Origin of the sequence: Pseudomonas sp. 11/12A (assembly GCF_000800055.1) — a bacterium.
GTDB lineage: Bacteria > Pseudomonadota > Gammaproteobacteria > Pseudomonadales > Pseudomonadaceae > Aquipseudomonas > Aquipseudomonas mohnii.
Map to the genome: position 1 here is coordinate 2,228,921 of NZ_JUGV01000001.1, position 13,383 is coordinate 2,242,303.

Genomic DNA, 13,383 nt, shown 5'->3' on the forward strand with positions numbered 1-13,383 from the left:
ATTTTTCGACGAGCAGACCGCTGATATGGATGACTTCAAGACACTGATCGCCTACTCCCGCCAAAACGCGATGCGACGCTTGATTCGCTGCCTTTTTGCCGAAAATATCCTCGACCGTTCGGCCCTGAGCTTTTCCGACGAGGGCCACCAGGCCACTTACCCACTCAAGGGCGGCCGTGCTCACCTGGCCTTTTCCGACATCGCCAACGGTCCGGCCGACACCGTGGTCAACGACGGTGACGTGGTGCTGGTCACCGACGAAGGCGTACGCCAGGTCATCACCAGCCATCAGGACATGCTTGACGTGCTACGCGACAGTTTCGACTTCGAACCCACCGACGAAGGCGTGGCCGGACTGAAGGCCGACATGGAAAACAGCCTGACCAACGACGCGCACGCCCGTCAGCATCGCCAGCAATGGAACGCCCGGTTGCAGCAGGCCGCCAGGGATCAGGGCCTCGCCAGTTTCACCGACTACCTGCGCCAGCAGGCCAACACCAAGGACGCCGCGATCCTGCTCGACCAGTGGGGTTCGCTGGAAGGTCATCCGTACTACCCGACCTGGAAATCGCGCCCGGGCCTGACCGATGCCGAAGTCGAGCAACTGTCCCCCGAGTTCAATGCCCAGGTGCCGTTGCGTATCGCCTCTTTGCGCGCCGACAACGCGAAAAGCGAGAGCATGCCGCACGTGACCAGTTACCACGACTGGTTCGCCAGCCATTTCCCGGCGCAATGGGAACAATGGAAAGCCTCGCTCAACAGCAAAGGGCTGGATGAACGCCAGTGGCTGCCGTTGCCGATACACACCTGGCACCTGCAGACCTACGTACTGAAGACGTTCGCGGCGGAAATCGAAGCAGGGATTCTGATCACCGACGGCCCCGATATCGCCACCCTGCCGACCATGTCCTATCGCACGATGATGCCGGTGCTGGACGACTGCGCGCCGCTGATCAAGCTGCCGATCGCCGTGTGGATGACCAGTGAGCTGCGCAGCCTGCAAGCCAAGTCGATTCACATGGGGCCGCGCATCAGCACGGTGATCACCAGGATTCTTGAAGCGGAAAACGGCTTCGATCAGCGTCTGGAAATCTTCCCGGAAGAAATCGGCGTGCGTTACAGGAACGCGATCACTCAGGACGATCATCCCGGCCGTCATCTGTCCGTGGTCTATCGCGCCAGCCAGCCAGCGTTCGAGCGCGCCGACGATTGGCTGCCGATTACCGTGGCGTCACTGTTCACCCGCTTGCCCGGCAGTGGTCGGCCGCTGTTCACCGATCTGATCGAGCGCGACGGCGTGCGGGCGAGCCCCATCCAGGTTGAACAATGGTTCCGTGAGTACGCCACCGTGGTGACCCACCCGGTGGTGGCGATCTATCTGATGTATGGCATCGGCCTTGAAGCGCATCAGCAAAACACCATGGTGCTGTTCTCCCCCGACGGCAAAGCACGTAGTCTCCTGATCCGCGATTTCGGCGATGGCCGCACGTACGCTCCGTTATTGGAAGAGCGTGGCTACAACCTGCAGCCCCACGTACAGCCGGGTATTCTGCCGACGGTGTTCGCCGGGGATATCGAGCCGGTGCGCATGTTCGTGCTCGACGCGGCGTTCCTCACGCATCTGCACGAGATGGCGCTGTGGCTGACCAAGGAATACGGGTTGAACAACACACGGCTGTGGGAAGTGTTGCGCGAAGAAACCGATCTGGCCTTCGAGGCTGTGCGCCACCGTGTGTCGCCGGCACTGTGGGAGGTCGAACACAAAGCGTTCGTCGAAGACCCATGGCCAACCCGGTCGTTGCTGCGCATGCACTTGATGCAATACAGCAACTATCGTTTGCAACACACCCTGACCAACCCGCTCGCTAGCGTTTAACCGAGGCTGACTCATGTCCCATGCAGGTGTCATCCAGGGTTCAAGAGTACGAATCCTGATTTATCTTCTATTTGCGATCCAATTGGTATCGATGGGTGCGATGGAAATGAGCGGGCCGTTCTGGCCTGTCCACCTGCGTGGGCTGACCACTTCGGAGTCGGTTTTCAGCTTCGCCAGCATCGCCGTGTACGTCGGGCCGATGCTGGGCATTATTCTGACCAGCGCATTCTGGGGCCGCATCGGCGATCGCTACGGCCACAAGTTGATGATGATCCGCGCCCTCGCCGGTTTGTCGTTGACCCAACTGGGGCTGGCGCTGTTCAGCGACATTTGGGTCATTCTGATCCTGCGTTTTTTGCAAGGCGCGTTCGCCGGCTACATCGCCCCGGCACAGGCTTATGGCGTCAGCATCGAGGCCCCTTCGCGGCGGGCGCGGTTGTTCGCCATCCTGCAGATCTCGACCAATGTCGGTTCGTTGCTCGGCGCCGTGGTCGGCGGATTGATCCTCGACTACGCGACGTTCTTCTGGATCAACATCATCGCCTCGGCACTGTGTGCGGTGTGCACCGTGATCGCCGCCGTGACCTTGCCCGATGTGCCGCCGGTGAAGAAAGCCCCGGCCGCCGACAAGGCAACTCCCGCCGGCCGTTCAGGCAGTGTGTGGCAGGGCTCGCCACTGCTGTCGTTGCTCGGTGTGATGGGCATTCTGCTGCTGGCGCGGATGCTGCCGCAGACCGCCTTCTCGCTGTATGTCAGCTCGGTGTTCGAGGTCAGCCACTCGGTGGTCGGCCTGTGCTACGGCTTGCTGGCGCTGGGCTTCATTCTCTCGGCCACGGCCTGGTCGCGCTATTTCGAACACCGTGGCCAGCAGGAAACCCTGCATCGCCTGACTTACGTGGTGCTCGGCTGCATCGCCCTGACCGCTGTGGCGGGCATCACGCGTAATCCGCTGGTATTTGTTGTCGCTTACTTCATCTGGGGCGTGCTGCTCGGTGCGACCACGCCGGTGCTGATGGCGCTGATCTCAAAAACCGCCGACAGCTCGCAACAGGGTCACGTGCTGGGGATTGCCCAGGGCACGGCGCAATTTGCCTCCATCGCGGGGATTTCAGCCGGGGGCTTGCTCAGTCAGGTTTACGGTCTGCAATACACCTACCTGTTCGTTTGTCTGGCCTATGGGGTGGCGCTGATCCCGATTGTCGCGCTGCGCCACTGGCCGGCGGTCATGCAACCGAGCCATGCCCCGCCGGGGGATTGATCAAGGAGTTCGTGCTTTGAACATTGAACAACTGCGCGCCGATACGCCCGCTGTCGCGCAACTGATCCACTTCAACAATGCCGGCGCGGCGCTGATGCCGACGCCGGTGATCGACACCGTGACCCGCCACCTCCAGCTCGAAGCACGCCTTGGCGGGTATGAAGCGGCCGCGCAATGTTCGGCCGAACTGGAAAACGTGTATGGCGCCATCGCCCGGCTGATCAACGCTCAGCCGGACGAAATCGCCGTGATCGAGAACGCGACCCGCGCCTGGGACATGGCCTTTTATTCATTGCCGCTGCAAGCGGGCGATGTGGTGCTGACCTCGACCACCGAATATGCCGGCAACTACATTCCTTACCTGCAACTGAAGCAGCAGCGCGGCATTGAAATCCGCGTCATTGCCAACGATGAGCATGGCCAAGTGTCATTGCCGGCACTGAAAACAATGCTCGAGGACGAGCGCGTCGCGTTGATCGCCTTGCCCGTGATCACCACCAACGGCGGTCCCGTGCAACCGGTCGAACAGATTGGCGCCCTGGCCCGCGCTGCCGGCGTGCTGTTTCTGCTGGATGCCTGCCAGGGGGTCGGACAGATGCCGATCGATGTGCAGAAAATCGGTTGCCACATGCTCGCGGCCACCAGCCGCAAGTACCTGCGCGGACCGCGGGGCATGGGATTCCTGTATGTCGAAAGGTCCTTGTGCCAGAACCTCGAACCGGTCTTTCTCGACCTGCACGCCGCATCGCTGCAGACATCCGATACCTTCGAAATCCGCGCCGATGCCCGCCGATTCGAGAACTGGGAGTGCAATGTCGCCGCCAAACTGGGCCTGGGTGCGGCGGTGCAATACGCACTGGCCCAGGGCGTGGACCCCATGTGGTTGCGAATTCAACAATTGGCCGCCTACCTGCGTCAGCGCCTGGCGGATATCCCGGGCGTCACACCGCGCGACGTCGGCAGCCTCACATCAGGCATCGTGACATTCACTCATCAGGGCAGCAGCGCCGCGCAGGTTCAACAGTGGCTGGCGGCACAGGACAAGCGCATCAACGTGACGACCTCGACCTTCCGTTCGACCTTGATCGATATGCAGGACAGGGACTTGCTGGAGGTCAATCGCGCTTCGCTTCATGCCTACAACACCGAAGCGGAAATCGACACGATGATCGCCGCACTGAGCTGTCTGCCGAGCGCCTGACGGGGATACCAATCGGCGCTTGCGTCGCAGCCGGGTTGCAAACTAGAATTGGGAATACTTCTCAATTGCATAAAGCTGCAGCCATGAGCGAAACCCTTCCCGCGAATAACGACCATCACCTGCGCGCGATCGAAGCCCTGTACAGCGGCCATCACGGCTGGCTGTACGCGACGCTGAGAAAAAAACTGGGTAACGCCATGGACGCGGCGGATCTCGCGCAGGACACCTTCACCCGTATCCTCGCCTCCCAGGTCACCGTCATCGAACAGCCCCGCGCCTACCTGAGCTGCGTGGCCAAGGGCATTCTGGTCAACTGGTATCAACGCAAGGCCCTGGAACGCGCCTACCTGGATGCCCTCTCTCACTTGCCTGCGCCAGAAGTGCCTTCGCCGGAGTCGCGCTTCATGGTTCTGGAGACCCTGCACGAAATCGACGCGATGCTCGACGCGCTGCCGCCACTGGTCAAACGTGCGTTTCTGCTCTCGCAGATCAGCGGCCTGAAGTATGACGACATTGCCTCGCAACTGGGCGTCTCGCTGATCACCGTCAAACGCTACATGAAGCAAGCCTTCGTGCAATGCCTGTTGCTGGTGGAATGAATGCTCACACGTCGCAACGCGCCGCCCCCCGATCAACAGGCCCTGGAAGAAGCGGCCGACTGGCTGATCCGCTTGAGTGAGGGCGAACTGAGTGACAGTGAACGCGCCGAATGGGACTGCTGGAAAGCCAGCACCCCCGAGCGCGGCCGGGCCTGGGCGCGAGCGCAGTTGTTGCAGAGTAAACTCGGCGGGCTGCCACCGTCGCTGGCGATGTCGGCGCTTGACCGCCCAAACAGCCCGGAACGCCGTGCGGCGCTGGGCAAACTGGCCATGATCCTGGCGATCCTGCCGGTTGGCTGGGCCAGCTGGAAGCTCGCAGAGTCCCGACAATGGTCGGCCGACTATCGCACCGCTGTCGGCCAGCGACGCGAACTGACCCTGGCCGACGGTTCGAAAATCACCCTGAACACCGACACTGCCATCGACGTGCTGTTCGACGCCAACCAACGCCATATACACCTGCGCGAAGGCGAAATACTGGTGCAGACCGCGCCGGACAATTCACCGTCACCCCGGCCGTTCCTGGTCAGCACCCGCCAGGGCCGCCTGCAAGCGTTGGGCACGCGCTTCACCGTTCGCGAACTGCAATCACGCACTCGCCTTGCCGTCCTGGAAGGCGCTGTGAAGGTGGATCTGGCAGATGATCGCAAGGGAACACCGCTGATCATCGGTGCCGGGCAACGCACCGATTTTTCTTCCAGCACCTTCGGCCAGGTCAGCGTCGCCGACCGCTCCGCCGGCGACTGGACGCAAGGCATGTTGATGGCGGACAAGATGCGCCTGGCTGACTTCGTCGACGAGTTGACGCGCTATCACCGTGGTGTTGTGCGCCTCGACCCGGCCATTGCCGATCTGCGCATTTCCGGTGCCTACCCCATCAGCGACACCCAGCGCACCTTGAACATGCTGGCGCACACCTACCCGATCCATGTCAGCGGCCATTTGAATGGCTTCTGGGTCATGCTTTCCCCCACTTGAGTCGCCGAAAAATATTGCCGCACCGGTGATACTTTTTTTGATCTCGACTGGCTATGGGGGAGAAGCACTTTACCGTCCTGTTTATAGGTCCATCCATTCATGCCTGCTGCACGCCTCCTGCGCCCGGATCGTCAGTTCAAACCAGTGATTCGCAGTGCGTTGCTCAGCCTTGTCCTGATCGGTGTCGTTTGCCCGTTTGCCTTGGCCGTCGTGCCTGTCCAACTGGACTCTGTCGCGGTCCGTGCCTACGACATTCCCTCCGGGCCGCTGGGCGCCACCCTTTCCAGCGTTGCCGTCGAGGCCGGTATTGCGCTGTCGTTTCAGCCTTCCCTGACCGAAGGCCTGACCAGCCCTGCACTGATCGGCCATTTCACCGCGCAAGACGCCGTCACTCGCTTGCTGGACGGCAGTGGCCTGGACATGGTGTTGCACAGCGATGGCAGCTACACGCTGGTGCAGCGCCGGGTGACGCTGGATGAGACGGCAGTCATCGGTACCGACCAACGCGCCGATGCTCTGCCGCAGGTGTATGTCGGTGGCCAGGTGGCCAGCGGCAGCCGTCTGGGCATTCTCGGCAATACCGACGTGATGGATGCTCCGTTCAGCGTCAGCACCTACACCTCGGCGCTGATCAAGGATCAACAGGCCGTCACCGTCGGCGATGTACTGGAGCGCGACTCCTCGGTGCGTTCCACGGGGCAGACCGGGGGCATCGTCGACTCGTTTTTCATCCGTGGTTTTCCCGTCGGTGAAGGCAACCTCGGTGAATTGGCGTTCGACGGCGTCTACGGTGTCGCGCCCAACTACCGGGTATTCACCGAGTACGCCGAGCGTATCGAACTGGTCAAAGGCCCCGGTGCCCTGCTCTATGGCATGTCGCCCAACAGCGCAGTCGGCGGTGTCATCAACGTGGTGCCCAAGCGCTCTCTCGATGAAGACCTGACCCGTTTCACCGCCAGCTACGCCATGGACTCGCAGCTTGGCGGGCACCTCGACGTGAGTCGACGCTTCGGTGAAGAACGTCGCTTCGGCCTGCGCCTCAATGGCAGCACCCAACTGGGCAACACCGCGATCGACGATCAATCGCGGCATGTCGATATCGGTGCCCTGTCCCTTGACTATCAAGGCGATCGCCTGCGTACCAGCTTCGACTGGCTCAATCAGGAAGAACGTTTTGACGCTGCTTCGCGCCCCTTCCTGATCGCCTCGGGCGTGGACATTCCCTCGGCGGCCAATGGCCGTATCAATGTGAGCCAGGCATGGGGCTGGTCGCGAACTCGGGACAAATCCGCCCTGCTCAGTGGCGAATACGACGTGAGCGACGCACTGACTGTTTTCGCCCATGCCGGCGGCGGCCAGTCGGATGTCGCGCGGATGTCCGACCAGACGCCGACCCTCATTAATGCCGCCGGCGATACGTCATCGATTCCGGGCTATTACAAGTTCGAAGTCGAGCGATACACCCTCGACGCCGGTGCACGCCTGCGTTTCGACACCGGGCCGGTCAGTCATCGCACCGCCCTGCAAGTCAGCCGTTATCGCGATGTGCTGTCGCGCGGGATCATTTCCGGCGCGCCGATCCTGTCGAACATCTATCACCCGGTGGATCGGCCAAAGCCGTACATCCCCAAGCCGGACACGCCGAAAGTATCCGAAAGCGAACTGACCGGCGTGGCGCTGGCGGACACACTGTCGGTACTCGATGACCGGGTGCAGCTAACCGTCGGCGTACGCCGGCAGAACATCAAATCCGACAACTTCAACGCCACCGGGGTGGTCACCACGTCCTACGATGATGGCCGGACCACGCCGCTGTACGGCGCGGTCATCAAGCCCTGGGATCACGTTTCGTTCTACTACAACTACATCGAAGGCCTGAGCAAGGGCGACATTGCGCCGTCCACCGCCTCGAACGCCGGCGAGATCTTTGCCCCTTATGTTTCCCGTCAGCACGAACTCGGCGTCAAGGCCGACTACGGCACCTTCACCTCCACCCTTTCCCTGTTCCAGATCACCAAACCCAGCGGGGAACTGGCCTCCGGGGTGTTTGCGGTGCAGGGCCAACAGCGCAATCGCGGCCTGGAACTGAATGTGTTCGGCGAAGTCGCTCCAGGCACGCGATTGCTCGGTGGCGTGACCCTGCTCGATGCACAACTGAGCAAAACCTCGGTGGCTGGCAACCGTGGCAATAAACCGGTTGGCGTACCCGAAGTGCAAGCCAACCTGTGGGCCGAACGGGATACCTCGTGGCTGGAGGGACTGACGCTGACCGCTGGCGCGATCCATACCGGTAGCCAGTACGTCAACCAGGCCAACACCCAGAAACTGGATGACTGGACCCGCTTCGACGTCGGCGCGCGCTACACCACGCTCATCGATGAGCGACCGACCACGTTTCGCGCCACCGTGCAGAACGTGTTCGACCAGGCGTACTGGTCGGGCGTGGCCTCCTACGGCGCGTTTTCCCAAGGTTCACCGCGCACTTTATTACTGTCGGCAACTGTCGATTTCTGAAACGTTCAGCCGGCTGACGGTGTGAACCGTCGACCGATCTGACTTTGCAAAGGCTTTGACCATGGTGATTTTCGATAGACGCAGCTACGCATGGGTTGCACTGCTACTGGCAGGACTGCTGGGGCTGTTTTCCTGGGTACCGCGCCCTGCGCACGCCGCCGAGGCGGACACGGCGCGCACCGAGGTGACCGATCTGCTGGGGCGCAAGGTCAAGGTTCACCTGCCGGTCAGGCGCGTCATCCTTGGCGAAGGTCGACAGTTGTATCTGGTCGCCGCCCTCGATGTGCAAAACCCGATCGCGCGCATCGTCGGCTGGCGCAAGGACCTGATCCAGTCTGATCCGGACACCTACAACGCGTACCTGCGCACATTTCCCGGCATCGCCAAAATCCCCACCTTCGGCGGTTTTGAAGACGGCACCTTCGACATCGAGCAGGCCATTTCCCAGCGCCCGGACGTGATCATCCTCAACATCGAGGCACAGCACGCCACTGAAGATGCACGCTACATCGAAAAGCTCGACGCGCTGGGCATTCCGGTGGTGTACGTCGACTTCCGTAACAACCCGATGCAGAACACCGAGCCGACCATGCGCCTGTTCGGTCAACTGTTCGCAAAGGAACAGCGCGCCGAAGCCTTCATCGATTTCCGCAACCGGCAGATTCATCGCGTCACCGACGTCATCGAGAAAAATCACCCACCGCGTCCCAGCGTGTTCATCGAGCGAATCGGTGGCTACACCGATGATTGCTGCCTGAGTTTCGGCAACGAGAACTTCGGTCTGTTCGTCGAGATGGCCGGTGGCAACAACATCGCCCGGCGCATCATTCCCACCACGTTCGGCCAGTTGAATCCCGAGCAAGTCATTGTCGCCAACCCGGCCCATGTGGTGATCACCACCGCCAACTGGGAAGCCTTTGCCCCCGGCGGCCATTGGGTCGGCGTCGGTCCTGGCGCCGACATGACCCTGGCACGGAAAAAACTCGCCTGGTACACACAGCGTCCGGCCTACGCCGGCATCAAGGCTCAGGACAACCAGGCGTTTCACGCCATCTGGCATCAGTTCTACAACAGCCCCTATCAGTTCGTGGCCATCCAGCAATTGGCGAAATGGTTCCATCCCGAACTGTTTGCCGATCTCGATCCGGAGGCGTCATTTCGCGAACTGCATGAACGCTTCCTGCCCGTGCCCTATGAGTCCGGCTACTTTGTCAGCTTGCCGCAACCGGAGGTCAAACCATGAGTTCGTTGACTGACGCCGTGGTCGTACAGCGCGAGACCTATCGCCGCCTGGTGTTGCGCAAGCGCTTGATCCTTGCGGGGCTGGTGGCCCTGTTGTCATGCAGTGTGCTGCTCGACCTGGCGCTGGGGCCGGCGAGCTACAGCTTCAGCGAAGTCATCGGCGCGTTGTTTTCGCCGGACAGCGCATCGACGCAGGTTCGCGTGGTGATGTGGGACATTCGTCTACCGGTGGCGCTGATGGCCGTTGCCGTCGGGGCGGCGCTGTCACTGGCCGGCGCACAGATGCAGACCATCCTCAACAACCCGCTGGCCAGCCCGTTCACCCTGGGCATTTCCGCAGCCGCCGGTTTCGGCGCCGCGTTGGGACTGGCGTTCGGTGTCGCGCTGTTCCCGCTGGCGGCGCAATTCATGGTGCCGCTCAATGCGTTCATCATGGCCATGCTCTCGGCGCTGTTGATCCATTTCCTGAGCATGCGTCGTGGCGTCACCGCCGAAACCATTGTGCTGCTCGGCATTGCACTGGTGTTCACCTTTAACGCGCTGTTGGCACTGGTGCAGTTCTTCGCCACCGAGCAAGCGGTTGCCGCCGTGGTGTTCTGGACGATGGGCAGCCTGACCAAAGCCACCTGGCCAAAACTCGGGGTGATCTGTCTGGTGATCCTCATCACCTTGCCGATCTTCGCCAAACGCGCCTGGGCTTTGACCGCCCTGCGCCTGGGCGACGACAAGGCCGCCAGTTTCGGCATCAACGTGCGCAGGCTGCGTTTTCAGACACTGATCATGGTCAGCCTGCTGGCCTCGTTTCCCGTGGCGTTCGTCGGCACCATCGGTTTTATCGGACTGGTCGGCCCGCACATCGCCCGCCTGTTGATCGGTGAAGACCAGCGCTTCTTCCTGCCCGCCTCGTTGCTGACCGGATCATTGATCCTCTCGGCCAGCTCGGTGGTCAGCAAAACCCTGATCCCCGGCGCGATATTCCCCATCGGCGTGGTCACGTCGCTGATCGGCGTACCGTTCTTCATATCTCTGATTCTCGGCGGGAAGAAAAACGCATGGTGAAGCTGCAGCTGGACAATCTCGGTGCCCGCTATGGGCAGCGCGAGATCATTAGCGGTGTGTCGTCTACCGTATTTTCCGGCGGTCAGGTGGTCGCCGTGGTCGGTCCCAACGCCGCTGGCAAATCGACGCTGTTCAAACGCATCGCCGGGCTGATCGACGGACCCGGACAGGTGATTTTGCAGGACTCGAAAAAAGGTCCGACAGGCATCAGCTATATGCCGCAGGGCCTGAACGCCAGTGCGCGGTTGACGGTGTATGAGTCGGTGCTGCTGGCGCGCAAGCAACTGACGCCGGGCTGGGTCGTACACGATGATGAGTTGAAACTGGTCGATGAGATTCTCGCGGCGTTGGGCATCACCGGATTGTCCTTTCGCAACCTCGGTGAACTCAGTGGCGGGCAGCAGCAGTTGGTGTCCATCGCGCAAACCCTGGTGCGCGAGCCAGAAATCCTGCTGATGGACGAGCCGACCAGCGCCCTGGACATGCATCGTCAGGTGCAGGTGCTTAACTTCATGCGCACACTGGCCCGCCAACGCGAGGTGATCGTGTTCATCGCCATCCACGATTTGAATCAGGCACTGCGGTTTGCTGATCAGGTGCTGGTCATCGCTGAGGGCACCGCGCAAGGCAGCGGCCCTAGCTTCGAGGTGATTACCGAGCAAATGTTGCGCAACGTTTACAAGGTCGAAGCGCGAATAGAACAATGTAGTCGCGGACTGCATCACATTCTTATCGACGACATCGTTTAACGTCGGATGTGCGGCCAGTCATGACTTTTCTTCAGGCGAAAAAAATCGCCCGCGTCGGGTTGGATAGATGAGTTGTGTAGTCGTTAGTCGGAGTGATTCATTGCGCTGGCGTTGATACCATTGCGCCCACGTTCTCCATGCATTAAGGGATGTGGGGGAAAATAGAAGCCCCGGCGATTGCGAACCGCCGGGGCTTTGCTTTTTCAATCCCGCTGAGCGTCTGGCGCCGTCCATTCGGACGCCGCCCCAGCACAGCCAGACCCGCCCTCGCGCCACGCCTTCCGTACGCACTGCCCGATACGGCACGGCTCCCCAGGGCGTGAGGGAATAGCGCTGGGACTATTCATAGCGGCTCAGATTGTGGGAGGTCATGGCGGGGAAATCGAGGTGGAGTCAACGCTGGAAAAAGGAACAATCTCCCGCGTGATTTTACTCTTACGCCATTAACCGTCCCCAATACACAGCACCGCAGCCCCCTACACCATGCGGTGAATGTCTCTTATGGGTCGTTTTGAGCCGATCACGACAGGCAGAAAACGGCCGATTGTGTTGAAAAAGTCGGTTCTTCCAGACTGTCCGCATACTCACTGTGGAAAGTCTCCTGAGCTGCTCTACGCTGTACGACAGGGCGCTCCGACCAACTTGCAGGCCTAGCCTGACGTTGGTGCCCTGTTGTCAGCAAAACTCGACCCCCAAGACTGTACTGAGTCCCCTACCTGATAACAGGGTGCACCCCACCTTTTGACCGCGAATATGTCAAATGGAGAATTGCAAATACTCAAACTATTACTATTGGGTGATCCCTAAATTGAACGAATTCATTCCTGACGCTGTGCGGTTGTCGCAGATCTTTTCACAAGCAACAGCCCCGACGTTTTTCCTCGGTGCAATAGCTGCGTTCGTTTCGTTAATGACTTCGAGATTATCAGCTGTCATCGACCGTACACGGGTACTCAATGCGATCCCCGAAGACGACCCGAGGCGTGCGCATCTCAGGGCTGATCTGGAGAGATTGAGGCGGCGGGCTAACTTATTGAACGCTGGAATCCTGTCTTCTCTGCGCGGCGGTCTTTGCGCCACCCTGCTGCTCGCTATCATCTTTTTAACTGAGTTCATGGGCTTCAAGTACGCCTATGGTGCCGGCCTTCTTTTTATAGTCGCCACATTCTTCCTAGGTGTAGGTCTGTTTCGCTTCGCCCAAGAAGCTAAAATCAGTGTCAGTGCGGCGGATGAACACCTTTGACCGATTCAAATTCTTGATGTCCGGAGCCCCCGAGGCACTACCTCCTGACACGACGAATTCCCCCTGACTTCGGGACATCTCTGATAGTCCGCTATGGGCGATTGCATGGCTCAGATCATCTCTCCACCAGGCAATACGCTCGAATAGTCAAAGCATGGGTAACAGCCATTGGACTTGATCCGACGATGTACGGTACCCACACGCTACGGCGAAGCAAAGCATCTTTGATCTATCGCAGGACCAAGAATTTGAGAGCAGTTCAACTGTTGCTTGGTCATACGAAGCTCGAAAGCACTGTCAGGTACTTGGGCATCGAGGTAGACGATGCTCTAGAAATGGCAGAGCAAACAGAAGTCTAATCATCCACGGCGACGGTCTGGGCCCGACCGTCGCTTTCCGGCCCAAAGCGGACATCCATTGCCCGTACTGCCCCAACTTGAGCGCCTCTCGATAAACAAAATTGGCAGTGAAGTCAGTCATCAGCCGTGGGGAATCCGTCTGAATGCTTCAGTCCTGCTGCCAGCCATCCTGATTTTGCACACTGCGTCCAAGTTAAATCTCTATGTGTTTGTTGACGCAGACGTTGCGTTTGTTGCCGAAATTTCAGGAAATGGCTGCGGCCTTTACCAATAGGGATCGCAAGTAATAGAAGCTTGGTTCCATG

At 60.2% G+C, this 13,383-nt stretch carries 10 protein-coding genes and 1 pseudogene; all 11 read left to right on the forward strand.

The genetic code is table 11. From position 1 onward, the window contains the following. Positions 1-25 precede the first annotated feature (25 nt). Entirely contained in the window at positions 26-1,876 is a 1,851-nt protein-coding gene (locus GQ39_RS10275; protein WP_047529479.1) for an IucA/IucC family protein, read from the forward strand. A gap of 13 nt (positions 1,877-1,889) precedes the next feature. Further along, positions 1,890-3,134: an MFS transporter gene (locus GQ39_RS10280; RefSeq protein WP_047529480.1), complete on the forward strand. Its 1,245-nt coding sequence runs from the start codon at positions 1,890-1,892 to the stop codon at positions 3,132-3,134. A gap of 16 nt (positions 3,135-3,150) precedes the next feature. Further along, complete coding sequence (locus GQ39_RS10285) at positions 3,151-4,335, forward strand: aminotransferase class V-fold PLP-dependent enzyme (RefSeq protein WP_047529482.1); 1,185 nt, start codon at positions 3,151-3,153, stop codon at positions 4,333-4,335. Between the two features lie 83 nt (positions 4,336-4,418). Continuing rightward, positions 4,419-4,934 (forward strand): sigma-70 family RNA polymerase sigma factor, encoded by a 516-nt coding sequence (locus GQ39_RS10290; RefSeq protein ID WP_047529484.1) that lies wholly within the window; start codon positions 4,419-4,421, stop codon positions 4,932-4,934. After that, entirely contained in the window at positions 4,935-5,912 is a 978-nt protein-coding gene (locus GQ39_RS10295) for a FecR domain-containing protein (protein ID WP_047529486.1), read from the forward strand. 99 nt (positions 5,913-6,011) lie between these two features. Further along, positions 6,012-8,426 (forward strand): TonB-dependent receptor, encoded by a 2,415-nt coding sequence (locus GQ39_RS10300; protein WP_047529488.1) that lies wholly within the window; start codon positions 6,012-6,014, stop codon positions 8,424-8,426. 61 nt (positions 8,427-8,487) lie between these two features. After that, the gene (locus GQ39_RS10305; RefSeq protein ID WP_047529489.1) at positions 8,488-9,669 is read left to right on the forward strand and encodes an ABC transporter substrate-binding protein; all 1,182 of its coding nucleotides are present in this window, start codon (positions 8,488-8,490) and stop codon (positions 9,667-9,669) included. Beyond that, positions 9,666-10,727, forward strand: a complete 1,062-nt coding sequence (locus tag GQ39_RS10310; protein ID WP_047529491.1) for a FecCD family ABC transporter permease — start codon at positions 9,666-9,668, stop codon at positions 10,725-10,727. Before GQ39_RS10305 ends, GQ39_RS10310 begins: the two co-directional genes overlap by 4 nt. Next, positions 10,721-11,476 carry an ABC transporter ATP-binding protein gene (locus GQ39_RS10315; protein WP_047529493.1) on the forward strand — a complete coding sequence of 252 codons (756 nt, stop codon included), beginning with the start codon at positions 10,721-10,723 and terminating at the stop codon, positions 11,474-11,476. The genes GQ39_RS10310 and GQ39_RS10315 overlap by 7 nt, the downstream gene beginning before the upstream one ends. Before the next feature lie 808 nt (positions 11,477-12,284). Beyond that, positions 12,285-12,719 carry a DUF2721 domain-containing protein gene (locus GQ39_RS10320; RefSeq protein ID WP_047538702.1) on the forward strand — a complete coding sequence of 145 codons (435 nt, stop codon included), beginning with the start codon at positions 12,285-12,287 and terminating at the stop codon, positions 12,717-12,719. 98 nt (positions 12,720-12,817) lie between these two features. Further along, positions 12,818-13,078: pseudogene (locus GQ39_RS10325) on the forward strand (tyrosine-type recombinase/integrase); the annotation flags it as partial. Positions 13,079-13,383: the final 305 nt, after the last annotated feature.